Annotated in this window: 23 protein-coding genes; 14 read left to right on the forward strand and 9 right to left on the reverse strand. The window is 65.2% G+C overall.

What is annotated here, in order from left to right:
- Positions 1-76 precede the first annotated feature (76 nt).
- A complete protein-coding gene (locus tag P2G67_RS00295) occupies positions 77-841 on the reverse strand; it encodes a DeoR/GlpR family DNA-binding transcription regulator (protein ID WP_275818889.1) in 765 nt (254 codons plus the stop codon).
- Between the two features lie 171 nt (positions 842-1,012).
- On the opposite strand from P2G67_RS00295, the gene P2G67_RS00300 reads away from it, so the two are divergent.
- From P2G67_RS00300 to eutH, 3 genes are read left to right on the forward strand one after another with little or no spacing between them, the layout of a single operon-like run.
- Positions 1,013-1,918 (forward strand): phosphotransferase family protein, encoded by a 906-nt coding sequence (locus tag P2G67_RS00300; protein WP_275818891.1) that lies wholly within the window; start codon positions 1,013-1,015, stop codon positions 1,916-1,918.
- On the forward strand, positions 1,915-4,374 hold the full coding sequence (locus tag P2G67_RS00305) for a GcvT family protein (RefSeq protein WP_275818893.1): 2,460 nt from the start codon (positions 1,915-1,917) through the stop codon (positions 4,372-4,374). Before P2G67_RS00300 ends, P2G67_RS00305 begins: the two co-directional genes overlap by 4 nt.
- Positions 4,375-4,425: 51 nt before the next feature.
- Entirely contained in the window at positions 4,426-5,658 is a 1,233-nt protein-coding gene (gene eutH / locus P2G67_RS00310) for an ethanolamine utilization protein EutH (RefSeq protein WP_275818895.1), read from the forward strand.
- Between the two features lie 16 nt (positions 5,659-5,674).
- Here eutH and pdxY read toward each other — a convergent pair whose 3' ends face one another.
- Complete coding sequence (pdxY, locus tag P2G67_RS00315; protein ID WP_275818897.1) at positions 5,675-6,535, reverse strand: pyridoxal kinase PdxY; 861 nt, start codon at positions 6,533-6,535, stop codon at positions 5,675-5,677.
- Positions 6,536-6,671: 136 nt separating this feature from the next.
- Here pdxY and P2G67_RS00320 point away from each other — a divergent pair, with 136 nt between their 5' ends.
- Together P2G67_RS00320 and P2G67_RS00325 are read left to right on the forward strand one after the other, a co-directional pair.
- Positions 6,672-7,556 (forward strand): HpcH/HpaI aldolase/citrate lyase family protein, encoded by an 885-nt coding sequence (locus tag P2G67_RS00320; protein ID WP_275818899.1) that lies wholly within the window; start codon positions 6,672-6,674, stop codon positions 7,554-7,556.
- A gap of 4 nt (positions 7,557-7,560) precedes the next feature.
- Positions 7,561-8,613, forward strand: a complete 1,053-nt coding sequence (locus P2G67_RS00325; protein ID WP_275818901.1) for a MaoC family dehydratase — start codon at positions 7,561-7,563, stop codon at positions 8,611-8,613.
- On the opposite strand, the gene P2G67_RS00330 is transcribed toward P2G67_RS00325, so the two are convergent.
- A complete protein-coding gene (locus tag P2G67_RS00330) occupies positions 8,597-9,589 on the reverse strand; it encodes an N-carbamoyl-D-amino-acid hydrolase (protein WP_275818903.1) in 993 nt (330 codons plus the stop codon). The genes P2G67_RS00325 and P2G67_RS00330 overlap by 17 nt on opposite strands.
- Before the next feature lie 127 nt (positions 9,590-9,716).
- Between P2G67_RS00330 and P2G67_RS00335 the strand changes: the two genes are divergently transcribed.
- Positions 9,717-10,463: an SDR family oxidoreductase gene (locus tag P2G67_RS00335; protein ID WP_275818906.1), complete on the forward strand. Its 747-nt coding sequence runs from the start codon at positions 9,717-9,719 to the stop codon at positions 10,461-10,463.
- 83 nt (positions 10,464-10,546) lie between these two features.
- Here the strand turns inward: P2G67_RS00335 and P2G67_RS00340 are convergent, their stop codons facing one another.
- Entirely contained in the window at positions 10,547-12,073 is a 1,527-nt protein-coding gene (locus P2G67_RS00340) for a UxaA family hydrolase (RefSeq protein ID WP_275818908.1), read from the reverse strand.
- 140 nt (positions 12,074-12,213) lie between these two features.
- Here P2G67_RS00340 and P2G67_RS00345 point away from each other — a divergent pair, with 140 nt between their 5' ends.
- The 6 genes from P2G67_RS00345 to P2G67_RS00370 all read left to right on the forward strand — a co-directional run bounded on the left by P2G67_RS00345 (position 12,214) and on the right by P2G67_RS00370 (position 18,057).
- Positions 12,214-13,251, forward strand: a complete 1,038-nt coding sequence (locus tag P2G67_RS00345; protein WP_275818910.1) for a C-terminal binding protein — start codon at positions 12,214-12,216, stop codon at positions 13,249-13,251.
- 12 nt (positions 13,252-13,263) lie between these two features.
- Complete coding sequence (locus tag P2G67_RS00350) at positions 13,264-14,019, forward strand: SDR family NAD(P)-dependent oxidoreductase (protein ID WP_275818912.1); 756 nt, start codon at positions 13,264-13,266, stop codon at positions 14,017-14,019.
- A 45-nt stretch (positions 14,020-14,064) separates the two neighbouring features.
- A complete protein-coding gene (locus tag P2G67_RS00355) occupies positions 14,065-14,910 on the forward strand; it encodes a fumarylacetoacetate hydrolase family protein (RefSeq protein WP_275818914.1) in 846 nt (281 codons plus the stop codon).
- 182 nt (positions 14,911-15,092) lie between these two features.
- On the forward strand, positions 15,093-15,440 hold the full coding sequence (locus tag P2G67_RS00360) for a twin-arginine translocation signal domain-containing protein (protein WP_275818916.1): 348 nt from the start codon (positions 15,093-15,095) through the stop codon (positions 15,438-15,440).
- Positions 15,437-16,642 carry a PqqD family protein gene (locus P2G67_RS00365; RefSeq protein WP_275818918.1) on the forward strand — a complete coding sequence of 402 codons (1,206 nt, stop codon included), beginning with the start codon at positions 15,437-15,439 and terminating at the stop codon, positions 16,640-16,642. Before P2G67_RS00360 ends, P2G67_RS00365 begins: the two co-directional genes overlap by 4 nt.
- Before the next feature lie 242 nt (positions 16,643-16,884).
- Entirely contained in the window at positions 16,885-18,057 is a 1,173-nt protein-coding gene (locus P2G67_RS00370) for a TRAP transporter substrate-binding protein (protein WP_275818920.1), read from the forward strand.
- A 58-nt stretch (positions 18,058-18,115) separates the two neighbouring features.
- Here P2G67_RS00370 and P2G67_RS00375 read toward each other — a convergent pair whose 3' ends face one another.
- The 5 genes from P2G67_RS00375 to P2G67_RS00395 form a co-directional block, all read right to left on the reverse strand.
- Positions 18,116-18,859: a FadR/GntR family transcriptional regulator gene (locus tag P2G67_RS00375; RefSeq protein ID WP_275818922.1), complete on the reverse strand. Its 744-nt coding sequence runs from the start codon at positions 18,857-18,859 to the stop codon at positions 18,116-18,118.
- A gap of 116 nt (positions 18,860-18,975) precedes the next feature.
- On the reverse strand, positions 18,976-20,034 hold the full coding sequence (locus tag P2G67_RS00380; protein ID WP_275818924.1) for a TRAP transporter substrate-binding protein: 1,059 nt from the start codon (positions 20,032-20,034) through the stop codon (positions 18,976-18,978).
- Between the two features lie 132 nt (positions 20,035-20,166).
- Entirely contained in the window at positions 20,167-21,492 is a 1,326-nt protein-coding gene (locus P2G67_RS00385; RefSeq protein WP_275818926.1) for a TRAP transporter large permease, read from the reverse strand.
- Entirely contained in the window at positions 21,489-21,998 is a 510-nt protein-coding gene (locus tag P2G67_RS00390) for a TRAP transporter small permease subunit (protein ID WP_275818928.1), read from the reverse strand. Before P2G67_RS00390 ends, P2G67_RS00385 begins: the two co-directional genes overlap by 4 nt.
- Before the next feature lie 277 nt (positions 21,999-22,275).
- Positions 22,276-23,187 (reverse strand): glycosyltransferase family protein, encoded by a 912-nt coding sequence (locus P2G67_RS00395; RefSeq protein ID WP_275818930.1) that lies wholly within the window; start codon positions 23,185-23,187, stop codon positions 22,276-22,278.
- 207 nt (positions 23,188-23,394) lie between these two features.
- On the opposite strand from P2G67_RS00395, the gene P2G67_RS00400 reads away from it, so the two are divergent.
- Positions 23,395-24,168: a response regulator transcription factor gene (locus tag P2G67_RS00400; RefSeq protein WP_275818932.1), complete on the forward strand. Its 774-nt coding sequence runs from the start codon at positions 23,395-23,397 to the stop codon at positions 24,166-24,168.
- A gap of 91 nt (positions 24,169-24,259) precedes the next feature.
- Positions 24,260-25,492 carry an ABC transporter substrate-binding protein gene (locus tag P2G67_RS00405; RefSeq protein WP_275818934.1) on the forward strand — a complete coding sequence of 411 codons (1,233 nt, stop codon included), beginning with the start codon at positions 24,260-24,262 and terminating at the stop codon, positions 25,490-25,492.
- Positions 25,493-25,559: the final 67 nt, after the last annotated feature.

Below are 25,559 nucleotides of genomic sequence, written 5' to 3' on the forward strand. Positions count from 1 at the left end.
GCAGCAGAAATAGCAGTCCAGCAGCGGCTATGAAAGTGCGATGCGTTAGCACTCGCAAAGTTTTACCCTGTTAGCCTTAGACGCCTGCCACCGACACCTGCACCTCGGCCTCAAGCAGCGCGGCTGCCAGATCGCCGTCCGGGCTACGGTCGGTGACCAGTTCGTCGACCTCTGCAAAGGCGCCGACCTGCACCAGCCCTTGCTGGCCAAACTTGGAGGCATCGGTCACGACCAGGCGTCGCCGACCCTGTGCCAGCACCGCGCGCCCGAACTCGGCTTCTGCCAGATCGTGGTCCATCACGCCGGTCTCGGCGCTCAGTGCACCGGCAGAGATCACAGCGTGATCCACGGTGAAGCGGCTGATGAATTCGATGGCCGACATGCCGAAGGCAGCGCCGCTGTCGCTGCGCAGCTCGCCGCCGGCCATATAGACCCTGTTGCCGTTCACTGTTGCCAGGGTGCGGGCGATGTCCGAGGAGTTGGTGACCACGATCAGGCGGCGATGGCCGAGCAGCGCACGGGCCAGGAAACTGGTGGTGGTGCCGGTGTCAAGCATGACCGACTGGCCGTCGGCGATGCTGGCCGCGGCCCGACGCGCGATGGCTTCCTTGGCGGCACGATTGCGGCGCATGCGGCGCTCGAAGGGGGCCTCGCCCACCACGGCCGGCAGGCCGATGGCACCGTGCATGCGAATGACCTGGCCCTGATCCGCGAGGGGCTTCACGTCGCGGCGTATGGTTTCCAGGGAGACGCCCAGATGGTCGGCCAAGGTGCTAACGCTAACCGTGCCTTGCTCCTCCAGGAGGGCAAGTATGCGTGTATGGCGTGGGGAGGGCGGCATGGCTGAGGACGTATCTGCTGAGACTTGTGGTAATATGACCGTTAAGTTGGTTTTCTGCCTCACAATGGTAAAGAATAGGTCATAAAGCCACAAGAATCGTTGACTCCGATAAACGCCGCGTCAATGCTTCCTGCATAAGAAGGTGACAAGCTTACGGGAGGCAGCAGCGGCGTGACGGAGCAAACGACCGACAGTCAAACCCGCATCCGGGCCCTGCCGATCTGGGAGGGGGAGATCGGCGTCGAGCCACTGCTCGGCGGTATCAGCAATGAGTGTTGGCTGGTGAGCGATGGCCGGGGGCGTCATGTGGTGCGCTTCGGCAAGGACTACCCCTTTCACCATGTTTTCCGCGAGCGCGAAACCATGACGGCCCGCGCTGCCGAGGCTGCCGGCTTCGCGCCGGCTCTGGAGTATGCCGAGCCCGGGGTGATGGTCTCGCGCTACATTGATGGCGCCAAGACCTACGGTGAGGCGGACGTGCGCGCAGCCCTGGACCGGGTTGGGCCGCTGCTGCGTGCCTTTCACCAGGAAATGCCCAAGCACGTCTATGGCCCGGGCTTCATGTTCTGGCCCTTTCACGTCATACGTGACTATGCACGCACCCTGCGCGAAGGCGGCAGTCGGATGACCGCGCACCTGGACGAGTATCTGGAGCTGGCCGACCAGCTCGAGCGGGCGCAGGTGCCGCTGCCCATCGTCTTCGGCCACAACGACCTGCTGCCGGCAAATCTGCTCGATGACGGCGAGCGGCTCTGGCTGATCGACTTCGAGTATGCCGGTTTCTCCACCGCCATGTTCGACCTGGCAGGGCTGACCTCGAACGCCGGCTGCTCGGCAGAGGAGTCGGAGGACCTGCTCGGCCTCTACTTCGATCGCCGGCCGGACCAGGATCTCCTCCGCTCGCTCGTGGCCATGCAGTGCGCCTCACTGTTGCGCGAGGCGATGTGGAGCATGGTCTCCGAACTTTATCTCAACGCGCCGGGAACGGACTACGAAGCCTACACCCAGGAGAACCTGGATCGGCTTGCCGCCGCGCTCGATGCCTACCACAGCCGCTACGGACGCCCTGCATCATGACTGAGAGCCTTCCCGCCCACGCCCAGGTTGTCGTCATCGGCGGCGGCATCATTGGCTGCTCCACCGCCTACCATCTGGCCCGCGACCATAAAGCGGACGTGGTGTTGCTGGAGCAAGGGCAGTTGACCTCAGGCTCGACCTGGCACGCGGCGGGGCTGGTTGGACAATTGCGTTCTTCGGCTTCGATCACCCGCGTGCTCAAGTACTCGGTCGATCTCTACAAGCGTCTCCACGAGGAAACGGGGCTGGAAACCGGCTGGAAGATGACCGGTTGCCTGCGGCTGGCCACGAATGAAGATCGCTGGGCCGAGTACCGGCGGCTGGCCACCACGGCGCGCAGCTTCGGCATGGAGATGCACCTGATCTCGCCGGAGGAGGTGAAGCGCCTCTGGCCGCTGATGGACACCTCCGACCTCGTCGGCGCCTCCTGGCTGCCAACAGACGGTCAGGCCAGCCCCTCGGACATCACCGCCTCTCTCGCCAAGGGCGCCCGGATGAACGGCGCGCGCTTGTTTGAAGGTGTGCGCGTGACCGGCTTTGTCATGGAGGGCACGCGGATCACGGCGGTGGAAACCGACCAGGGGCCGATTGCCTGTGAGACGGTGGTGAACTGCGCCGGGCAGTGGGCGCGCCAGCTCGGCGCCCTGGCCGGAGTGTCCGTGCCGCTGCAACCGGTCAAGCATCAGTACATCGTCACCGAAGCCATCGAGGGCCTCCAGTCCGATACGCCCACCGTGCGCGACCCCGACCGGCGCATCTACTTCAAGGAGGAGGTGGGCGGTCTGGTGATGGGCGGCTACGAGCCCAATCCCCAGGCCTGGGACACGGGGCTGCCGGGCGGCGACGTGCCCGAGCGCTGGGAATTCCAGCTCTTCGACGACGACTTCGACCACTTCGAACAGCACATGACCCAGGCGGTGGAGCGGGTGCCGGCCCTGAACACCGCGGGCATGAAGCAGATGATCAACGGTCCGGAAAGCTTCACCCCGGATGGCAACTTCATCCTCGGCCGGGCGCACGAGTGCGACAACATGTATGTCGGCGCCGGATTCAACGCCTTTGGCATCGCTGCCGGCGGCGGGGCCGGCTGGGCGCTGGCGGAATGGATCATGCGCGGCGAAGCGCCGCTCGATCTCTGGGTGGTGGACATCCGGCGCTTCGCCGGACTGCATCGCGACCGCGCCTGGGTGCGCGCACGCACGCTGGAAGCCTACGGCAAGCACTACGCCATTGGTTTTCCCTTCGAGGAATATGAAAGCGGTCGGCCCTACATCGTCTCGCCACTCTACGACCGGCTGAAGGCGCACAACGCCGTCTTCGGCTCCAAGTTGGGGTGGGAGCGGCCGAACTGGTTCGCACCGCCGGGTGTGGAGCCGGTCGACCGCCCCTCCATGGGGCGCCAGAACTGGTTCGAAGCGGTGGGTGAGGAGCACGCCCATGTCCGCGAGAAGGTCGGGCTCTTCGACCAGTCCTCCTTCGCCAAGTTCGAGCTCAAGGGGAGCGATGCGCTGGCGGCGCTGGATTTCATCTGCGCCAACGACGTCACCCGCCCGGTGGGGCGCCTGACCTACACCCAGATGCTCACCAGCCGCGGCGGCATCGAGTGTGATCTGACCGTGGGGCGTCTGGCCGAGGATCACTTCTACATCGTGACGGGCACCGGCTTTCGCACCCACGACTTCGCCTGGATCCGCGACCACATTCCCAACGGGGCTGACGCGTCACTGAGCGACGTCACCGAGGCCTGGGGCACCCTGTCTCTCATGGGGCCGCGCGCGCGAGACGTCCTGGCGGCCGTGACCGATGCAGATGTGAGCAACGCCGCCTTCCCCTTCGGCCACCTGCGCGAACTCACCATCGCCGGCGTTTCGGTGCGGGCGCTGCGCGTGACCTACGTCGGAGAACTTGGCTGGGAATTGCATGTGCCGCTGGAGGGCACGGCGGCGGTCTTCGATGCGTTGATGGCCGCCGGTGCGGCCAGCGACCTGCGTCCCGTGGGCTATCGTGCGCTGGAGTCCCTGCGGCTTGAGAAGGGCTATCGCGCCTGGGGCTCCGACATCACGCCCAATGACAATCCCTTCGAGGCGGGGCTCGGCTGGGCGGTGAAGCTGCGCAGCGGCCGCCCCTTCCTTGGGCGCGACGCCTGCGAACAGGCGGTTCAGAAACCGCTACGCCGCAAGCTGATGGGCTTCACCACCGAGGATCCCGAGGTGGTGCTGCTGGGGCGTGAAACGATCCTGCGCGACGGCGAGCCGGTGGGCTACCTGACCAGCGGTGGCTTCGGCCACACCATCGGTTGCCCCGTGGGCTACGGTTACGTCAACAACCCTTCCGGCGTCGACGAGACCTTCGTGAAGGAGGGTCGCTACGAACTGGTGGTCGCCAACGAGGCTGTTGCCGCCCGGGTGCACGATGGACCGCTCTACGATCCCAAGCTGGAGCGGGTGAAAACCTGATCAACAGGTCGAGAAACGACAGAACAAAAGGGAGGCCAGAGGGGAAGCATCATGGAACAGATCGGTACCTTCGTCATCTACATCATCATGGCCTGCGCCGTCGCCGGGGCGATCGCCTCAATCCGGGATTCGGAAAGCGGGCTGGGCAAGGAGTTCATTGAGGGCCTGCATTCCATCGGGCCGATCTTCATCCCGGTGGCCGGCATCATGGCCTCCATTCCCTATCTCTCGGAGTTCATCCGCATCGTCGCCGGGCCCATCTTCGCGGCCATCGGCGCCGATCCGGCGATCGCTGCCACCACCCTGATCGCCGTGGACATGGGTGGCTATCAGTTGGCCGATGCGCTGGCCGGCAGCCGGGATGCCTGGATCATGGCGGCCGTGGTCGGCTACATGGCCGGCGCGACCATCATCTTCTCCATTCCCGTCGGCCTGGCGATGCTGGCCAAGTCGGATCACAAGTACATGGCGCTGGGCATCATGTCCGGCATTCTCAGCGTGCCGGTGGGTGTCTTCATCACCTGCGTGCTGATCGCGCTGGTCGGCTTGAACGTGCGCCCGGACATCTCGGCCAGCGGCGCGGCGAGCTATGAGATGATGCTGACCATCGGCGACATCCTGCGCAATCTGCTGCCGCTCATCGTCTTCTGTGTCGCCATCGCCCTGGGCCTGCGCTTTGCGCCGGATGCCATGATCGCCGGCTTTCTCTGGTTCGGGCGCATCATGTATGCGGGCATCACGTTGGTGCTGGCCTTCTCCATCGTGGAGTACTTCACCGGCCTCTTCTCCACCCTGTTCGGCGGCTGGGGCTTCGACCCGATCATCGCCGACGAGGAGGACCAGTTCCGGGCCCTGGAGATCGCGGGCTACATCGGCATCATGCTGGCCGGCGCCTTTCCGATGGTCTACCTGCTGACCAAGTATTTGGCCCGCCCGATGGAGGCCATCGGCTCACGCATCGGTGTTTCGCCGGAGGGCGCGGCGGGGCTGCTGGCGGCGATTGCCAACATCATTGCCATGTACCGCCTGATCGAGCGCATGCAGCCGCGCGACAAGGTGCTGGCCATTGCCTTTGCCGTCTGCGCGGCCTTTGCCTTCGGCGACCACCTCGCCTTTGCGGCCAATTTCCAGCCGACGATCATCCTGCCGCTGCTGGTGGGCAAGCTCCTGGGCGGCGCCTGTGGCTTCTTGCTCGCGGTCTGGCTCTCGGTGCCCAAGGCCGAGGCCTTGGCGGCGGAAGATGCCGCCCTTGCCGGGAAGGTTCAGCCACAGCCGGCGGAGTAGGGGGAACGGTCAGGGGTCAGGTCACGGGCTCGGCTGTGAAGCTGCGCCTGGGCCTGACCAGACCTTCCTGGGCCGCGATGAACTGCAGCTCCCGCGTGCCCGCCGCGTTGGTGGTGGCGATCACCTCGTAGATCGCCGCAGCCATGCCGGAGAGTGCTTCGGGTACGGAGCGATTGCTTTTCAGATAGTGGGCCAGGAAGAGGGCCGTCACGGCATCGCCGGCTCCGTTGGGTGGCGGCTCCAGCGGCAGGAAGGGCGTGGAGACCAGCCAGGCGCCCTCCGGTGAGACGGCAAGCATCTGGATCGTATCGTCTGGCGTGCGTTCATGGCGCAGCGAGGTGATGACAACGATCTTCGGCCCCCGCGCCTGCACGGCTCGTGCGGCTGAAAGTGCCGTCTCCAGGGTGGAAACCTTGTGGCCGGTGAGCAGCTCGAGTTCGAACTGATTGGGAATGACGATGTCCGCCGCGGGCAGGGCGCGCTCACGCATGAACTCGGGAATGCCGGGACGCACGAAGATGCCGCGGCCAACGTCCCCCATCACGGGGTCGCAGGCATAGATCGCATCGCCACGTGCCGCGCGGACCTTTGACACGGTCTCGAGAATGCCTTCGCCCAGGTCCGCGTCGCCGAGATAGCCGGAGAGCACGGCATCGCAGGCTGCAGGTTCCACGCGCTGGAAAATGCCATCGATCACCTTGCGCACATGCTCGGCCGAGAAGACCTCGCCTGTCCAGGAGCCGTAGCCCGTGTGGTTGGAGAACTGGACGGTGTTCACCGCCCAGACCTCGAAACCCAGCCGCTGCAGCGGAAAGACGGCGGCGCGGTTGCCGACATAGCCGTAGGCCACATGGGATTGCACGGACAGCACGTTCATGGCATTCGCTTCGGATCAGTTACGGGGTAGCCCAAGCTGCCGGGCGCAGCGGTCCCAGACAATAGCCATTTTTGCCTGGGGAGTAGGTGCCAATTCCGGCCGTCAGCCTGCCGCCTTCGAACAAGGGAGGAATTCAATGCTCAAGAATGCCCGTCCGCGCCGCTCCATGCTCTATATGCCCGGCAGCAACACGCGCGCGCTGGACAAGGGACGCAGCCTGCCGGCCGATGCGCTGATCCTCGATCTGGAGGACGCGGTGGCGCCGGATACGAAGGCCCAGGCACGCGCGAACATCGTCGAGGCACTGCGCGCCGGCGGCTACGGGCGGCGCGAGATCGTGGTGCGGACCAATGGCCTGGACAGTGAGTGGGGGCGCGACGACATCGCGGCGCTGGCCGCGGCCGGGGCCAACGCGCTGCTGCTGCCCAAGGTGGAGTCCGCCGCCATGGTGCAGGAGGCCGAGGCCCTGATGGTGCGGGCCGGCGCGCCCGAGACCCTGGGCATCATGTGCATGATGGAAACGCCGCTCGGTATCCTGCGCGCCGACGAGATTGCGGGGGCATCGAAGCGGCTGACCTGTCTCGTCATGGGCACCTCCGACCTGGTAAAGGACCTGAACGCCGCCCACACGCCGGAGCGCCTGCCGGTGCTCACTTCGCTCTCGCTCTGCGTTCTGGCGGCGCGCGCCCATGGCCTTGCGATCGTCGACGGGGTGCACCTCGATCTCGACGATGCGGAAGGCTTCGCCGCGCACTGCCTGCAGGGCAAGCAGCTCGGCTTCGACGGCAAGACCCTGATCCACCCCAAGACGCTGGCCAAGACCAACGAGGTCTTCGCGCCCTCCGCCGAAGAGGTGGCCCAGGCGCACCGCATCATCGAGGCCCATGCCGCCGCCGTCGCCGAGGGCAAGGGCGTGGTGGTGCTCGACGGCAAACTGGTCGAGAACCTGCATGTGGAGTCCGCAAAGCGCAGCGTCGCCCTGGCGGAAGCCATCGCCGAACTGGAGGCCGACGCGGACTGAGGCCATGGCCAAGACTGACAGCGGCAACTTCTTCGAGGACTTCCTCCTGGGCCAACTGCTGCGCCACCCGACGCCGCGCAGCGTGACCGAGGGCGATGCAGCGCTCTACCTGGCGCTGACCGGCGGGCGCTTCCTATTGGAGTCCTCGGCCGAGGCCGCGCGTGCCCATGGCCTGAAAGCCGCGCCGCTGGACGATCTGCTGGTCTTCCATCTGGTTTTCGGCAAGTCGGTGCCGCAGATCTCGCTGAACGCGGTTGCCAACCTCGGCTATGCCGATTGCCGTTTCCTGGCGCCGGTCTACCCCGGCGATACGCTCTCGGCCGAAAGCCGGGTGATCGGCCTCAAGCAGACCTCGCGCGGCGACAGCGGTATCGTCTATGTCGAGACGCTGGGCCGCCGCCAGGACGGGGAGCCGGTGCTGAACTTCAAGCGTTGGGTGCTGGTGCGCAAGCGGGATCCCGAGAACCCGGCGCCGGAGACGATGGTGCCCGAGCTCGCCCCGTTGGTGGCGGCGGAGGATCTGGTGGTGCCCAGGGGCCTGCACGGGCGTAACTGGGACGTGGAACTGTCGGGCAGCCCCCACCTCTGGGAGGACTATGCGCTGGGGGAGCGCATCGACCACAGCGACGGCATGACCCTGGAAGAGGCCGAGCACCAGATGGCAACCCGGCTCTACCAGAACACTGCCAAGGTCCACTTCGACCAGCTCCTGGCCTCCGAGGGGCGCTTCGGCAAGCGCCTGGTCTACGGCGGTCACATCATTTCGATGGCGCGTGCGCTCTCCTTCAACGGCCTGGCCAACGCGATCCGCATTGCTGCGATCAATGGCGGGCGCCACGTCGCCCCGACCTTTGCCGGCGACACGCTCTTTGCCTGGTCGGAAGTACTGGAGAAATGGACTCTGCCGGGCCGCAGCGATCTCGGCGCCCTGCGGTTGCGCACGCTCGCCGTGAAGAACCGCCGGGCCGAGGGCTTCCCCGACAAGGACGAGGCAGGCCGCCCGGATCCCGCGCTGGTCCTCGACCTGGATTACACGGTGCTCATGCCCCGCCGCTAGGGGTGAGTCCCGAGCCAAGTCGCTCGTCGAGCCGCTGCGCTTCCTCCGGCTCTATCGGTCCCTTGGTGGCGGTGATGAGGCTGTAATGCTGCGGTTCGCGGTGGCGGGCGAAGTCGAAGACGCTGCTGCGGTAGGAGCGGCCGAGGTCCAGATCGCAGCGGTAGGTGATCAGTTCGTCGCCTTCGGTCGCCGCCTGGGCCAACGTTTCCCCTGAGGGGGCGATGATCTGGGTCCCGGCGATCATCGGCACGCCCTCCTCGTTGCCGCACTTGGCCACACCCACCACCCAGGTGGCGTTCTGATAGGCGCCGGCCTGCATGACCAGGCGGTTGTGATGCAGGCCCAGGGCGTCATGCTCCGGCGCCGGCGGGTTGTGAACCGGCGTGTTGTAGCCCAGCAGCACCATCTCCACGCCCTGCAGCCCCATGACGCGATAGGTCTCCGGCCAGCGGCGGTCGTTGCAGATGCACATGCCCAGCCGCCCGCCGAAAACATCGAAGGTTCGGAATCCCAGGTTGCCAGTCTCGAGGTAGCGCTTTTCCAGATGCTGGAACTGGCGCCAGGGCTCGTGCTGATCGTGGCCGGGCAGGTGAATCTTGCGGTACTTGCCGACGATATTCCCTTGGGGATCGACCAGGATCGCCGTGTTAAAGCGCCGCGTGCGTCCCTTTTCTTCCACCAGTTCCGCGTAACCAATGGAAAAGCCCAGGCCGAGCTTCGCGGCAGTGTCGAAGAGGCGCCGGGTCTGCGGCCCCGGCATCTCGCGTTCGAACCAGGCATCCACGTCGCCCTGATCCTCGACGTACCAGCGCGGAAAGAAGGTGGTCAGCGCCAGCTCGGGGAAGACCACCAGTTCGCAGCCCTGGGCCTTGGCCTGATGCAGCAGGGCGATGAGGCGTTCCACCACCTGAGGACGGCTTTCATCGCGCGCGATGGGTCCGAGTTGCGCCGCGCCGATGGTCAAGCAGCGTGCCATGGATGCCTCCCCTGTTTGCGCTGTTCAGCTTCCTCGCCTCCGGCATCCGGTGCGAGTGGATGCTTTTCCGACCCGGGTGATGTGGTTAGACAGGAAGGAAGCGATTCGCACAGAAGGAGAAGCGAGCATGAGTGAGCGGCTGGCCGGCAAGGTGTGCCTGGTGACAGCGGCGGCGCAGGGCATCGGGCGGGCGACCGCGCTGGCCTTCGCTGCCGAAGGGGCGCGGGTGATCGCGACCGATATCAACGCGGACAAGCTGGCGAGCCTGCCGGGCGAGGCGCCGGGCATCGAAACGGCGCTGCTGGATGTGCGCGACTCGCAGGCGATCAAGGCCATGGCGGAACGACTGGGCGCGCTGGACGTGTTGATGAACTGCGCCGGCTTCGTGCATCACGGCACCATCCTCGACTGCGAGGAGGAGGACTGGGCCTTTTCCTTCGACCTCAATGTGGCGGCCATGTACCGCATGATCCGCGCCTTCCTGCCCGCCATGCTGGACCAGGGCCACGGCAGCATCGTCAATGTGGCCTCCGTGGCCTCCAGCCTGCGCGGCGTGCCCAACCGCTTCGCCTATGGCGCCAGCAAGGCGGCGGTGATCGGCCTGACCAAGGCGGTGGCGGCGGATTTCGTCGGCCAGGGCATCCGCTGCAACGCCATCTGCCCGGGGACGGTGCAGTCACCCTCCTTGGATGAGCGCATTGCCAGCCAGGGCGGCGATCCGGATGAGGTGCGGGCGGCCTTCGTGGCGCGCCAGCCCATGGGTCGGCTGGGCAAGGCGGAGGAGATCGCAGCGCTGGCGGTCTACCTCGCCAGCGAGGAAGCCTCCTTCACCACCGGCCAGGCCATGGTGATCGACGGCGGCTGGCTCGGGTAAGCCACTAGTACCGGCTTAAAGTTCGGGCCCCGCAGCGGGGAGCTGCGGGGCCCGGTCGTCCTCTATTCCAGGCAGCGCCGGCGCTAAACGGTTGCGCCGATCTGCCAGGGGACGAACTCGTTGTCCCCGAAATCGAACTCCTCGCTCTTGCTCCGCTTACCCGAGGCGGTGTCGAGGAAGAGGCGGAAGAGGCGCTCGCCCATCTCCTGCACGGAACAGTCGCCGTCGGCGATCTCGCCGCAGTTCAGGTCCATATCCTCATCCATGGAGCGGTACATGGGTGTGTTGGTGGCGAGCTTGAGTGTGGGCGCCGGCTTGAAGCCGGAGACCGAGCCACGGCCGGTGGTGAAGCAGACGAGCTGGCAGCCGCCGGCGATCTGGCCGGTCACCGAGGCCGGGTCGTAGCCCGGCGTGTCCATGAAGACGAAGCCCCGCTTGCGCAGCCGCTCGGCATAGCGCAGCACGTCGACCAGGTTTGTGGTGCCGCCCTTGGCCGCGGCGCCCAGCGACTTCTCCAGAATGGTGGTGAGGCCGCCGGCCTTGTTGCCGGGGGAGGGGTTGTTGTTGAGCTGTGCGCCGTTGCGCTCAGTGTACTCCTCCCACCAGCGGATGCGCTCGATCAGGCTCTCGCCCACCTCCCGGTTCTCGGCCCGGCGGGTGAGAAGATGTTCGGCGCCGTAGATCTCCGGCGTTTCTCCCAGCACACCGGTGCCGCCGTGGCGCACCAGCAGGTCCACCGCAGCACCAAGAGCAGGGTTGGCCGTGATGCCGGAGTAGGCGTCGGAGCCGCCGCACTGTAGCGCCACCGCCAGTTCGGAGGCAGGGATGGTGGTCCGTTTCGCCTCGTTGGCCTGGGGCAGCATGCCCTTCAGGCGCTCGACCCCGGCTTCGATGGTCCGCCGGGTACCGCCGATCTCCTGGATCGTCATGGTCTGGAACAGCGGGCCGGGCTGCAGGTTGTAGGCATCCAGCAGGAAGGGGATCTGGTTGACCTCACAGCCCAGACCCACCAGCAGGATGCCGGCGAAGTTGGGGTGGCCGGCGTAGCCCCAGAGCACACGCTGCAGGTTGGCGAAGCCCTCACCGCTGTCGGCCATGCCGCAGCCCGTCCCGTGAGTCAGGGCGACCACGCCGTCGACATTGGGATAGGCGGCCAGTAGCTCGGGCGTGAAGCGCGCGGCGATGGCCTTGGCCACGGTGGCGGAGCAGTTCACCGAGGTGAGCACACCCAGGTAGTTGCGCGTGCCGGCCCCGCCATTGGCGCGGCGATAGCCCTCAAAGGTGGCCCGCTCGGCCTCCGGAACGAAAGCGGTCGGGGTGGCGTCGGCACAGTAGGCATAGTCGCGCTCGAAGTCGGCCATGGCCATGTTGTGCACATGCACATGCTCGCCGGGCTCGATGGCCTGACGGGCCACGCCGATGATCTGGCCGTACTTGCGCACGGGCTCGTTGGCCGCAATCCCGCGTAGCGCAACCTTGTGTCCCCGGGGGATGCGCTCGCGGGTGGTCACTCGCTCGCTGGGCAGCGGCGTGTCCGGCAGGATATCCGCCCGAGCGACGGCAACATCGTCGCTTTCCTTGAGGCGCAGGGTCAGGTGGGGCTCGCTCATGGGACTCTCCGTTGAGGGCTGTGGCCGGCTGTCGTTGACGGCCTTCAGGCTTTTGTCAGACAATAGCGCGTTCCCGGGCCGCTTTCGAGGGGCCTTTACGCATGCCTGATCGCACAAACACAGTCCCGAAGGAGAAGAGGGTGGCGCGTTTTCGCATTCTGGTGCCCGACGCCAAGTTCGACGACGACGGCGTCATCGAACGCCGCCTCTCCGGGGACGACTACGACTGGACGATCTGCCGCGCCAAGACCATGGATCAGCTGCCCGCCGAGGTGCTCGACAGCTGCGACGGCATCGTCACCTGGCATGTGCTGCGCTTCGATCCAGCGCTGGTGGCCCGCCTGCAGCGCTGCCGCATCATCGTGCGCGCAGGGGTGGGCTATGACCACATCGATCTGGACAGCACCGCTGCCGCCGGCATCGCGGTGAGCAATACGCCGGATTATGGCACCATGGAGGTGGCCGACCATGCTCTCGCCATGGCGCTGGTGCTCAGCCGCGGCCTGCTGCGCTATCACACGGAACTGTTGGCCGATCCCAAGGGCGCCTTCAACAGCGCCGCCTCCATGGGGCAGCGGCGCCTGACCGGACAGACCTTTGCGGTGCTCGGCATCGGGCGGATCGGCACCGCGGCGGCGCTGCGCGCCAAGGCCTTCGGCTTCCGCGTCGTCTGCTATGACCCTTACGTTTCCCGCGGCGTGGAGCGGGCGTTGGGCATCGAACGGGTGGAGAGCCTGGACGAACTTCTGGCCCAGGCGGATGTGCTCAGCCTGCACGCGCCCTTGACCGCGAACACCCGCAATATCCTGGGCGCTGACGCCCTCAAGAAGATCAAGCCCGGTGCCGTGCTGGTCAACACCGCACGCGGTGGCCTGACCGATCCGGAAGCGGTTCTGGAGGCCTTGCACGATGGTCGCCTCGCGGCCGCCGGCCTCGACGTTTTCCCGCAGGAGCCCATCGATCCCGAAACACCCTGGTACAAGACCTGGGTCGAACAGCCGGCTTGGTTGCGCGGGCGACTGCTGCTAAGTCCGCATACGGCTTGGCTGTCCGATGAGAGCCGTCAGGATGCCCGCTCCAAGGCGGTGGAAACCCTGATGGCTTTTCTGGAGCGGGGCGAACTGCGCAACTGCGTGAACGGAATGACCGCCGCGGCGGTTCGAAGCAATCTGTCTTGAGGAGAAGAAGGAATGGCTAATCGCTACGATCTGGCGGGCAAGCGCGCGGTCGTCACCGGAGGTGCCCAGGGTATCGGCCTGGCAATCGTCAAGCGCCTGCTCGAGTCCGGCGCCAAGGTCGCGATCTGGGACCAGGACGGGCCACTGCTGGAGCGCACACTGGGTGAATTGGGCGCCGGCGATCAGGCCATCGGCAAGGCAGTCGACGTCACCGACGCCGCCGCGGTGGAAAAGGCCGCTGCCGAGACGGCCGAGAGCCTGGGCGGCATCGACATCCTGGTAAACAACGCCGGGATCAGCGGGCCGAACACCAGCGTAATAGACTACCCCATCGAGGAGTGGCGTCGGGTGGTCTCGATTGACCTGGACGGCGTGTTCCACGGCTGCAAGTACGTGGCCCCCTTCATGGTGCAGCAGGGCTACGGCCGCATCGTCAACGTGGCGTCGATTGCCGGCAAGGAGGGCAACCCCAACGCCGCCGCTTACAGCGCGGCCAAGGCCGGCGTGATCGCGCTCACCAAGTCGCTTGGCAAGGAACTGGCGGGCCAGGATATTGCGGTCAACTGCATCACACCGGCCGTGGCGAAAACCGCGATCTTTGACCAGATGACCGAAGAGCATATCAACTACATGCTCTCCAAGATTCCGCGCGGACGCTTCCTGAAGGTGGACGAGGTCGCCGCCATGGTGACCTGGCTGGTCTCGGCCGAGAACTCCTTCACCACCGGCGCCGTCTTCGACGTCAGCGGCGGCCGCGCCACCTACTGATCGCTAACCCAAATTGACCGTTGCACCTTCTGTAAGGAGAAAATCATGAAGCTTTTGCGCTGGGGTGAGAAGGGGCGTGAGAAGCCGGGCCTGCTCGATGCGTCTGGCAAGATCCGCGACCTCTCGGGCGTCGTGGACGATATCGACGGCTCTGCGGTGACCGCGGAAGGTCTGGCGAAGCTCGCCGGCGTCAATGCGAGTTCCCTGCCGGAGGTTCCGGCCGGCACGCGCCTGGGCCCCTGTGTCGGCAATGTCGGTAAGTTCATCTGCATCGGCCTGAACTATGCCGACCATGCCGCGGAATCCAACCTGCCGGTGCCGACCGAACCTGTGGTGTTCAGCAAGGCCACCAGCTGCATCGTCGGCCCCAACGACGACATCGAGATCCCGCGCAACTCGGAGAAGACCGACTGGGAGGTCGAGCTGGGTTTCGTGATCGGCAAGGAAGCCAAGTACGTCAGCGAAGACGAAGCGCTGGACTATGTGGCCGGCTATTGCGTCGTGAACGACGTCTCGGAGCGCGCCTTCCAGGCCGAGCGTGGCGGCCAGTGGGTCAAGGGTAAGAGCCATGACACCTTCGGTCCGGTTGGGCCCTGGCTGGTGACCAAGGACGAGGTGGCGGACCCGCAGAACCTCGGACTCTGGCTCGAGGTGGACGGCCACCGCTATCAGGACGGCACGACCAAGACCATGATCTTCCCGGTGAAGGAAATCGTGGCCTACCTGTCGCAGTTCATGAGCCTGCAGCCGGGTGACCTGATCACCACCGGCACCCCGCCGGGCGTGGGCATGGGCATCAAGCCCGAGGCTGTCTACCTGCGCGCCGGTCAGCGCGTGCGCCTGGGCGTCGAAGGCCTGGGCGAGCAGGACTGCAAAACGATCCAGGCCTGAGGCCTGTTTCAGCCAGCCTGAAAAAAAGGGGCGCGTGGCACACACTGCTGCGCGCCCCTTTTCCGTCATAGGAAGACCCATTTCGAACACGGCGCGAAGAGGGATGCGTAGCTCCCGGTCTGCGTAAACTCACTGAGAGCCACGGCTCGATCGAGTGAGACAGCAGTCAAGGGAGCCCTAGCATGTCCGACAAGAACGACGCGCCGAAATCCACGCAACAAACACGCCGCCAACTCCTGCAACGCCTGGGCCTGGGCGCCGCAGCCGCCGGCCTGGCCTATGCCAGCCCGGTACTGCTGGACCTCAACGAGGCGAGTGCGTCTCGCGGAAGCTGGGGAAGCCGGGGCAGTTGGGGCAGCCGCCACCGTCGTGGCAGCCATGGCTCACGCGGGCGCGGTCGCCGGCACCCGGTCTTCGGCCATCATCCCGGCAAGGGACCGCCGCGCCGGCCACGCCGTGCCGAACGCCGTCGTCGTTCCCGCGATCTCACCGATTGGCAGCTCTGGATCGGCCTCGACGGTAAGCTGTGAGTGACAAGCTGATCGCCTTCGAGGGCCTGGCGGGGCCGGTTGCCTTCGAAGGGGCCGGCCCCGTGCTATACGAACTGGAGGGCGTGCTTCGCGGCTGGCCACGCTGGCCTGTAGCTGCGGCGGGAGCAGCATCGGAGCCAATGATCTCCGTCGACCGCTGTCGTGGGGGCTACGCGATCTCGGTTTCCTGGCGCAATGACGGTTACGTTGAGCCGACGCCGGTGAGCGCGCTCTGCAGCCTGGTGGTGGATCTGGTGGAGGCCTATGTGCGCTCCGAGCCGGGGCGTTTGTGCCTGCACTGCGCCGCGGTCAAGGTCGACGGCCGGCTTCTGGTCTTTCCCGCTGCCAGTCGTGCCGGCAAATCCACGCTGACGGCGCGCCTGGCAGCGGCCGGCCGGCAGGCTTTCACTGACGATCTGCTCGCCCTCGACCTATACAATGGCAAAGGCATGGCTTTCGGCGTGCCGCCTCGACTTCGTCGGCCCTTGCCGCCGGGCCTGGACCCCGCCTTCACGGCCTTCATCGAAGAGCATGCGGGACCGAAGGACGCCTACTATGCCTACCTCGATCTGCCGCCCGACCGACAGGCGCACTTTGGCACCGTGGCACCTCTGGGAGCTGTGGTTCTGCTCGAGCGCGATCCGGGGGTCCTGCAAGCGCGCCTGGAGCCAGCGGAACCGGCACATGCGCTCCGCCTGCTGCTGGGCCAGAGTCTGACCATACAAGGCTGCGGCTCGCGCCTGCTGGAAGACTTGCATGATCTTCTCGCAGCCCGCCCCTGCCTGACCTTGCATTACAGCGATCTCGAGCAGGCTGTTGCGCTCTTGCAAGACGGCCAGGCGTTCTCTGAACAAGCGGCCCGCCTGGCCGCTTCGCCGATCGAACTCAGAGCAGTGGAGCAGCCGATCGAACCGCTTGCCCCCAGCTCTGAGCGCAGCCGACGCTTCCAACAGAAACCCGGCGTGCGGGGCAGGGCGGTGGGAGAGCACCTCTTCCTCACGGAGCCGGACAGCGGCGACCTTTGCGAGTTGAACCTGTTGGGCGCCGGCGTCTGGAACCTGCTTGCCGAACCGCACAGTCTGGAAGAGGTGACGGCCGTGTTGGTGGAGGTCTTTGAGGACGCTGCGCCGCCCACCATCGTCGCCGACACCCGGCGCCTGTTGTCAGATTTGGAACAACGCGGCCTGATCCAACCGTGCTGAGGAAAGGCATCAGAGCCGCTAGACTGCTTTTGCCCTCGTGGTATCTCCCTTGCGTGCCGGCTGTGGGCGCGAGTGACCCGTTATTATGGAACAAGACTTTGGCGCTGTGCTAGGCTCCCGGAGCAAGTTCTCGGGCAATGGGACCAAGCCCCCCCTCCGGAACTTGAGTTCAGTCGTTCGCGATCCGCTCTACATCAAAAGGGGCAGAACCGTTGATTCGGCCTCACACAGGGAGGAAACTCATGACGCTGAAATCACTTTTCGCGGCCACGGCACTTGCTACGGCAGCCATTGCTTTCCTGCCGGCCGCCCAGGCGCAGGAAAGCTTCGATCTGACCTTCCAGTCTGCCTATCCCTCCGGCGATCCACAGTATGAACACTTCGCCTGGTGGGCCGAGCGTGTCACCACCTTCACCAACGGGCGCCTGACCATCGAGGCCTTGCCGGCCGGCGCCATCGTGCCGGCCTTCGAGGTGCTGGATGCCACCCACGACGGGGTGATCGACGGCGCCCATGCCTGGTCCGGCTTCTGGGTCGGCAAGAATCGCGCGGCCGTGATGGTGGCGAGTGGCCCGGCGGGTCCTTTCGGCATGGACTGGATGGACTACTGGGGCTGGCTCTATCAGGGCGGCGGCATGGAGGTGAACAACACCTTCTTCCAGGAGGATCTGGGCATGGACGTGGTTTGGCGCCCGCTGCTCTCCTCCGGCTCTCAGCCGCTGGGCTGGTTCAACCAAGAGATCAACTCTGCCGATGACCTGCGGGGGGTGCGCCTGCGCATCCCGGGAATCCCCGGCGAGATGTACGAGGGAATGGGCGTGAGCGTTGTCACCCTGCCCGGCGGCGAGATTGCGCCGGCCGGCGAGCGCGGCGTGATCGACGCGGCGGAGTTTGTCGGCCCCTCCATCGACTACGCCCTGGGCTTCCAGGACATCTGGAAGCACTACTACGCACCCGCCTACCACGAGGTGGTGACGACGGCAGAGATCCTGATCAGCAAGGACGTCTGGGAGTCGCTCCCGGACGACCTCAAGAACATCTACGAGCTCGTCACCGAGAGCTCCATGATGTGGTGGGAGCAGAAGCAGCAGCGGGCCGACAAGGAGGCCATGGACGCCATGCAGGACGAGGGAGTGCAGTTCCACCGCACCCCCGACGACATCCTCGAGGAAAGTCTTGAGGTCTGGCACCGCCTTTTCCAGGAAGAGTACGAGACCAACGACGCCTTCCGGCGCATCGCCAATTCGCAGATCGCCTACGCCGCGCAGGTGGTGCCGGCGCGGCGTATCCTGGAGCCCAGCTACTACGACATTGCGGACATCTACTGGGGGCCGGAAGGCTACCTGCAGAGCGTCGATTTCCTCGACGAGTTCGATTATGAGGTGCCGGACTACTACCAGACCTTCGCCCGCTGACGGCTACTCCCCTCTCGTCGCACGAGGGAGGGGAGCCATCCACTGAGCTGATTTGGGTCTAATCAGAGCCTACGGTGGGATTGGCTCTGACCTCGCCGATGTGCCGGACAATGATGTCCAGCATGGCAGCCCGCGCTGCTCCCTCGTCACCGGCGGCGATGGCTTCGGCCAGCCGGCGGTGGCGCGGCAAGGTGGCGCGCCATTGTCGTTCGTCGCGGGTGCCGACGGCAAAGCTGACGGCCAGCGCGCCCCAGACCGCACCGCCAAGCGAGAGCAGCAGGGGATTGCCAGCGGCTTCGAGAACGCAGCGGTGGAACGCGAGATCGGCGCTCACCTGTGCACCGAGTGTCTGTGCCGCTTCCATGACCTCCATGGCGGCGAGAATCTTCGCCTTCTCATCTGGAGAGGCGCGCCGTGCCGCAAGCACCGCCGCCTCGCTCTCAAGCAGGCGGCGGACTTCCGCCAGATGGCGGGCGAAACGCTCATCCACCCCCAGTTCCGCGCGCCAGACCAGCAGATCGGGGTCCAGGTGGCTCCAGTCAGATTCCGGGCGCACCAATGTCCCGAGCTTGGGCCGCGTGGTGAGCAGGCCCTTGGCCGAGAGCAGCTTGACCGCTTCGCGCAGGACTGAGCGGCTGACTGCGAACTCTTCGGCCAGGGCGCTTTCAATGGGGATCGTGGTGCCGGGCGGGTAATGCCCGGTCAGGATGCGCTGAGCGACCTTCTGGGCCACCTGAAGCGGCAGGCCGCGTCCGGGCGCCCGGCTGGTGGTGAGCACAGTGGGTAACGCAGTATCCGGCATCCGAGGCACCGCAAATTTGTCTGATGAATTGTTAGCATGTTTCACTGCGCAAAACCAATGACCCCCTCCCGGCTGCGGAAGGGGGTCATGAAGGAGTGCGAGATAATCGCTCTGGATCAGGTGTAGCGGTAGGGCCGCCCGGCCTTCTCCATGGTCTCGTTGTACTCTTTCAAGATCTCCACCACCTTGGCGCAGCGCGGGCTTTCCTCGGCGATCTCGTCCCAGAAGTTGCGCGCCTCGGCTTCCACCGTGGCCCACTGATCGTCGGGAATGGTGGTCAGTTCCAGTTTCTCGCCATTCACACGCAGGTTGGCTTCTCCGCCCCAGTACCAGTACTGGCGATAGTAGTGCGAGTTGTCGATGCACAGCCTGTAGAGCTGCTGGAGGTGCTCCGGCAGTTCTTCCCAGCGTTCCGAGTTGACGAAGTAGGAGCCGATCCAGGCGCCGGAGATGTTGTTGGTCAGGAAATAGCTGTTCACATCGGCCCAGCCGACCGTGTAGTCCTCGGTGATGCCACACCAGGCGATGCCGTCGAGTTCACCGGTTTGCACCGCCATTTCCGCATCTTCGAAGGGCACGTTCACCGGCACCACCCCAAAGCGCGAGAGGAAGCGTCCGGCGGTCGGGAAGGTGAAGACACGTTTGCCGCGCAGGTCGTCCAGGCTGGTGATGGGGTCCTTGCTGACGAAGTGGCAGGGGTCCCAGGAGCCCGATGACAACCAGGTCACGCCTTCGACCTCGCTGTAAGCCTCCTGCCAGATCTCCCTCAGGCCCCACTGGTCGAAGAGCACCGGCACGTCGAGGCTGTAGCGGCAGCCGAAGGGGAAGTAGCCGGCGAAGACCGAGACGTCCACCGGAGCGGCGATCGAATCGTCGTCCGACTGCACCGCGTCGATGGTGCCCCGCTGCATGGCGCGGAAGAGCTCACCGTGCGGCACGAGCTGATCGGCATAGAAGAGCTCGATCTCCATCTCTCCATTGGCAGCCTTATTGAAGGCGTCGATGGAGGGCTTGATGACGTGCTCGCCCAGGGACGAGCCGGCATAGGTTTGCAGGCGCCAGCGGATCGGGCTCTGCGCCTTGACGGCAGGCGCCGGGAAGCTCGTCGCAGCCGCGGCGACACCGGCGGTGCCGGCTGCCCCGGCCAGTTTCAGGAAGTTTCTTCTCTGATTCATTGCTTTGCCTCACCTGTTGTGGGGCCGACCCATTCGACCCGCCATTTGCGCTGCCGCTGCGGATGGTACGCGTGAGGGCGCACCCACACAGGCAGCTCGCTCTGCCCGACCGGGCAGGAGCGTTCGGGAAACTCAACTGCCGACATAGACATTCTGTGGCAGCCACAGGGCGATCTGCGGGAAGACCATGACCAATGTCAGGGCCAGCAGCATCACCAGCACGAAGGGCCAGATCGAGCGGTAGATGTCCGCCAGGCTCACCTCCGGCGGGGCCATGGCCCGCATGAGGAAGAGATTGTAGCCGAAGGGCGGCGTCATGTAGGCGATCTGGCAGGTGATGGTGTAGAGCACGCCGTACCAAATCAGATTGAAGCCCAAGGCGTCGACCAGCGGCACGTATAGCGGGGCCACAATCACCAGCATGGCGGTGTCGTCCAGGAAGGTGCCCATCAGCAGGAAGGAGAGCTGCATCAGGATCAGCACCTCCCAGGGGCCCAGGCCCAGGTTCTGCAGAAAGAAGTCCTCGATCGCCCGCACCGCCCCGAGGCCGTCGAAGACCGAGCCGAAGGACAGGGCCGCCAGGATGATCCACATGAACATGCAGCTCACGCCCAGCGTCTTGCGCAGCGTCTCCCAGAGCACCGGGAAGGTCAGCCGCCCCTTGGCCAGAGCAATGACCGTGGCCGCCGTGGCGCCAAAGGCCGCGCTTTCGACCAGGCTTGTCACGCCCATCAGAAAGAGCCCGGTCATGAAGAAGAAGATCAGCAGCGGCGGGATGCCGGCGCGCAGCAGCTTCAGCTTCTCGCCGAGCGGAATCTGGCGCTCCTCCCGTGACAGGGCAGGACCCAGGTTCGGCTGCAGCCAGCAACGAATGACGATGTAGAGAATGAAGAGCGAGGCCATGAGCAGGCCAGGGAAGACACCGGCCAACCAGAGCTGGCCCACCGGCTGGCGCGCGATCATGCCGTAGAGCACCAGCACCACGCTGGGAGGCACCAGAATGCCCAGTGTCGAGCCGGCCTGGATCACGCCGGTGACCATGATCTTGTCATAGCCCCGGCGCAGCAGTTCGGGCAGCGCAATGGTGGCGCCGATGGCCAGGCCTGCGACGCTCAGGCCGTTCATCGCGGAAATGGCGACCATCAGCAGGATCGTGCCCACCGCCAGACCGCCGCGCAGCGGTCCGAACCAGACGTGGAACATCTGGTAGAGCTCGTCGGCGATTCCCGATTCCGACAAGATGTAGCCCATGTAGACGAAGAGCGGCAGGGTGATCAGCGGATACCAGCGCATCAGCTTGATGCCAGACGAGAAGCCGATCTCCGAGCCGCCCTCGCCCCAAAGGAAGAAGGCGGCGACGACGGCGACAAAACCGATGGCGGCGAAAACCCGCTGCCCCGTCATCAGCATCAGCATCATCGAGGCGAACATCAGAAGGGCGATGAGTTCGTAACTCATGAAAGGCTCTCGCCGCGCAGCTTGGCCACGTCCTTGATGAGCTCCGAGAGTGTTTGCAGGAGCATGAGGAAGACCCCGAAGGTCATGATGATCTTGATCGGAGCCATGTAGGGCCGCCAGGCGGAGAAGCTGCGTTCGTCATACTCCAGCGCGTACATCGTGCTGGAGAGGCCCCCGTAGAGCAGGAACCCGAGGTAGATCAGCAGGAAAACGATGGTGAAACAGTCGACCTGCGCTTTGCGGCGATCCGACCAGGTGCTGTAAAGCAAATCCATACGCACGTGCGCGCCCATCTGCATGGCGTAGGGCCCGCCCAGCAGGAAATAGGCCATCAGTGCGAACTGCGCCATTTCCAGGGTCCAGAGCGGCGGGATGTCCACCGTCTTCATGATGGAGGAATAGATCAGGATGCCGACCATGACGAAGATCAACAGCATGGCGGCATAGCCGATGGCGCGATTCGCCGAATCGACCCAGCGGACGTAGGCTTTCAAAAATCCTGGCAAGGTTCCCCCTCGCTTCCGTTTTCCAACCGATCTGGCATCCCGCGCTCATACGGGCGCTTCTGCCCCCAGAGTGAAGGCCGTGCGATCCCTGCCGCGCCCCGAACACTATCGGGTGCTCCAGACTCGGCTGCTCCATCTCTATACCAGATCGCGTTTCACTTGAATCATGAAGCTTGGGGTCGGCCGCAAAAACAAACGCTGCCGCCCCGGGGGGCGGCAGCGTCAATGAGGAGCCGGAAGTGGGATCGAAGGGCGCGGCGCGAGGCCGAGGAAAGCCTTACGCCGCCTGGCGGGCGCTGCGCTCCATGACCTCGAAGGCATCGTGGCGGACGTGATTGGCAGCCATTTCGGCTCGCAGGAAGTCCTCCGTGACCGTGCCGTTGTCCAAGCACTCACGCAGCAGGCCGAAGAAGAAAGCCTCCTGCCGCGGGTCGGGATGGGGCTTGTAGCGTTGCGGGCTTGCCGGCAGGCCCAGAAGGTCGCTGCGGATGAAGCGCAGCCAGGATTTCGGCTGGACCAGCTTCAGGCGCTTGCTGGCCGGCACAAAGTCGACGGGCAGACCGGTCTTCCAGGGTTGGGTCTGGCGCTTGGTGTTGTGCAGCAGCCGCGTCTGGTCACTCAGGCGGTCGAAGTCGTTCCAATGGTCCTCGAACAGCCCGAGGGTTTCGCGCGGCTCGAGCTTGAGGCAGATCCAGTCCATGTAGTCGCGCTCGAAGCGGAACAGCTCCTCGAAGGCCTCTTCCACCCGCCAATGGGTGAGCTTGGCACAGTCGAGCAGCATGACTGAGGAGGCCAAACAGCCGCCCAATCCCTTGGCGCCCGCGCGGGGACGGCAGAAGATGGCCTTGCCCTCCATGTCACGGTCCAGGAGCTCCCAGATGTCGCCGACGGCAAAAATATCCGGGTCGATCACCACGGCGCGCCCTTCGTAGCCCATCAGCTGCGGTGGCAGGAAGCGAAGGGGTGTGAAGGACTGCAGATCCTCCATGTGCCAGACCCGCTTGCCCCCGTCGCGCAGAAACTCCTGCCCTTCCTTGGCGGCCAGAAAGGGATGGTCCGCCGTGTCGATGATGCGCACGTCGAAGGCATCGGGATTGCGCGAGTTGCGCTTGAGCGATTGCTGCGAGACGAGCGCGCCCAGCATCTGCTTGTGATTGGTGTGGATGAAGACGGTGGGTCTTGCAGTCACGATCCGTGGCTCCTATCGAGCGGGCTGAGGTCGAAACGGCTGAGGCGGGTATGGCGTGCTTCGCCTGAGCCAAAGGTCATTCTTCTTTTGCCAAAGGCCAAGCATGTTTTACCAAAGGTGGGCCTTGGGAGTAAGGTGTCATGCTGTCGCTATTCGCAGTAAGGCGACGCGGGGTATTGGCGAGGGGGGACGCCGACGGTGGAGTTCATGCATAAGGGGCGCATCAACAGCTATCGCTCCGAGTGTTGGGAGAGAGGCAGTTTGACGACAGAGGGGGCGCAACAGATTACGCGGCGCCTGCTGGTGGTGGAAGACCAGGACCTTTTGGCCGAAACCATCACCACCTTCTTGCATCGAGAGGGCTTTGCGGTCGATCACGCAAACAGTCTGTCCCGGGCGCGCGAGTGTCTCGGAGGCAGGAGTTACGATCTGGTCATCCTCGATATCACGCTGCCTGATGGGGATGGCCTCGAACTGCTCCCCTTATGCCAGCTGACCGGGGGGCCGGCGGTCATCATCGTCTCCGGCAAGGGAGACGAACACGATCGCGTGCTGGGGCTGGAACTGGGCGCCGACGATTATCTGGTCAAGCCCTTCTCCCTGCGTGAACTGGCGGCGCGGGTGCGTTGCGTGTTGCGCCGCAGCTTGCGAGAAGGCGGCGCGATTGGTCGCGCGCTGGAATTCGGACCCTATCGCCTCAACCCCGCTGATCGCAGCCTGTCGCACGCCACGAGAGGCGAGGTGCTGCTGACCACGGCGGAGTTCGACGTGCTCCTCTGTCTCGCCAGGCATCAGGCCACGGTGGTGACGCGTGAGGTTCTGACCGAAAAAGCGCTGAATCGTCAGTGGCAGCCCTTGGATCGGTCGGTGGATCAGATCATTGTGTCTTTGCGCCGAAAGCTCGAAGAAGACGGTGAGCTGGGCGTGCGGATCGTGACCGTACGCGGACGGGGATATCTGTTGCGCGCCGGACGCTTATAGGCGCTGCCCTTATGTGGTCTATGTTTGACGGCGACGCTGCGCTTGCGCTTTTGCGCTCTATTGCCTGGACGGAAACGAAGAAGGAAGCGGCATGATGCACGGCAGGTGGTTCAAAGGTTTCCTGGGGGCGGCGACGCTGGCGCTTGGCGTGGGGGCGGGTCTGCTGACCGGCTCGGCCGGAACCGTGGCGGCCCAGGACCCGATCCGCATCGGCGAGTTCAACAGCTACACCGGCTTTGCCGCCTTCACGCTGCCCTATCGCGATGGCTGGACGCTGGCGCTGGAAGAGATCAATGACGCCGGAGGTGTGCTCGGTCGGCCATTGGAGGTCATCAGCCGCGATGATGGTGCGTCGCCTGCTGATGCGGTGACCGTGGCCAATGAGCTGGTTGCGCGCGAGGGCGTGGACATTCTCTTCGGCACCTTCCTCAGCAACGTCGGCGTCGCCGTGTCGGATTTCGCCAAGCAGCGCAAGGTGCTGTTCCTCGCCGCCGAGCCCCTGACCGACACGCTCGCCTGGTCGCTGGGCAATCGCTACACCTTCCGCCTGCGCCCCGGCACCTACGTTCAGGCCGCGATGCTGGCGGAGGAAGCGGCCAAGATCGAAGACGCGGTGCGCTGGGTCACCATCGCCCCAAACTATGAGTATGGTCAGGCGGCAGTCGCCGCCTTCAAGGAGTTGCTGAAGGAGCGCCGGCCGGACGTTGAATTCGTCGCCGAGCAGTGGCCGGGCCTGGGGCAAATCGATGCTGGAGCTGCGGTTCAGGCGCTCGAAGCCGCTGATCCTGATGCGATTTTCAATGTGACTTTCAGCGGCGATCTCGCCCGCTTCGTGCGGGAAGGCGAGGTGCGCGGCCTCTTCGAGGACCGCACCGTGGCCTCGGTGCTCTCGGGCGAGCCGGAGTGGATCGACCCCTTGGGCGCCGAAGCCCCGGAAGGCTGGATCGTCACCGGCTACCCCTGGTACGCCATTGACACGCCCGAGCATGACCGCTTTCTGGAAGCCTATCAGGAACGCTTTGACGACTATCCACGCCTCGGCTCCGTTGTCGGCTACGCGGCGCTGCACTCGATTGCCGATGCCATGGAAGCTGCGGGCACCACCGAGGTGGAAGCGGTGATCGACGCCCTGCGCGGCTTGACCATCGAGTCGCCTGTGGGGCCGATCACCTATCGCGCAATCGATCAGCAAAGCGACATGGGCGCCTACGTCGGCCAACTGACGGTTCAGGACGGCAAGCCGCGCATGGTCGACTGGCGCTTTGGCGCAGGCAGCGACTATCTTCCCGACGACGAAACCGTGCGGCAGCTCCGCGGCGAGTGAGCGCGCCGCGGCAGTTCGTGCCGCTTGGCATCGTCTATTGGCTGTTTCCAGGCCGCGTGAGAGGGCC

The organism is Aquibaculum arenosum (assembly GCF_029222965.1).
GTDB lineage: Bacteria > Pseudomonadota > Alphaproteobacteria > Kiloniellales > DSM-21159 > Aquibaculum > Aquibaculum arenosum.

Coding starts and splice junctions, on each gene's coding strand:
- P2G67_RS00295 (WP_275818889.1), bottom strand. CDS start 841: ATGCCGCCCTCCCCACGCCATACACGCATACTTGCCCTCCTGGAGGAG.
- P2G67_RS00380 (WP_275818924.1), bottom strand. CDS start 20,034: ATGAATCAGAGAAGAAACTTCCTGAAACTGGCCGGGGCAGCCGGCACC.
- eutH (WP_275818895.1), top strand. CDS start 4,426: ATGGAACAGATCGGTACCTTCGTCATCTACATCATCATGGCCTGCGCC.
- P2G67_RS00335 (WP_275818906.1), top strand. CDS start 9,717: ATGAGTGAGCGGCTGGCCGGCAAGGTGTGCCTGGTGACAGCGGCGGCG.
- P2G67_RS00305 (WP_275818893.1), top strand. CDS start 1,915: ATGACTGAGAGCCTTCCCGCCCACGCCCAGGTTGTCGTCATCGGCGGC.
- P2G67_RS00405 (WP_275818934.1), top strand. CDS start 24,260: ATGATGCACGGCAGGTGGTTCAAAGGTTTCCTGGGGGCGGCGACGCTG.
- P2G67_RS00355 (WP_275818914.1), top strand. CDS start 14,065: ATGAAGCTTTTGCGCTGGGGTGAGAAGGGGCGTGAGAAGCCGGGCCTG.
- P2G67_RS00400 (WP_275818932.1), top strand. CDS start 23,395: ATGCATAAGGGGCGCATCAACAGCTATCGCTCCGAGTGTTGGGAGAGA.
- P2G67_RS00320 (WP_275818899.1), top strand. CDS start 6,672: ATGCTCAAGAATGCCCGTCCGCGCCGCTCCATGCTCTATATGCCCGGC.
- P2G67_RS00330 (WP_275818903.1), bottom strand. CDS start 9,589: ATGGCACGCTGCTTGACCATCGGCGCGGCGCAACTCGGACCCATCGCG.
- P2G67_RS00370 (WP_275818920.1), top strand. CDS start 16,885: ATGACGCTGAAATCACTTTTCGCGGCCACGGCACTTGCTACGGCAGCC.
- P2G67_RS00340 (WP_275818908.1), bottom strand. CDS start 12,073: ATGAGCGAGCCCCACCTGACCCTGCGCCTCAAGGAAAGCGACGATGTT.
- P2G67_RS00375 (WP_275818922.1), bottom strand. CDS start 18,859: ATGCCGGATACTGCGTTACCCACTGTGCTCACCACCAGCCGGGCGCCC.
- P2G67_RS00360 (WP_275818916.1), top strand. CDS start 15,093: ATGTCCGACAAGAACGACGCGCCGAAATCCACGCAACAAACACGCCGC.
- pdxY (WP_275818897.1), bottom strand. CDS start 6,535: ATGAACGTGCTGTCCGTGCAATCCCATGTGGCCTACGGCTATGTCGGC.
- P2G67_RS00350 (WP_275818912.1), top strand. CDS start 13,264: ATGGCTAATCGCTACGATCTGGCGGGCAAGCGCGCGGTCGTCACCGGA.
- P2G67_RS00385 (WP_275818926.1), bottom strand. CDS start 21,492: ATGAGTTACGAACTCATCGCCCTTCTGATGTTCGCCTCGATGATGCTG.
- P2G67_RS00325 (WP_275818901.1), top strand. CDS start 7,561: ATGGCCAAGACTGACAGCGGCAACTTCTTCGAGGACTTCCTCCTGGGC.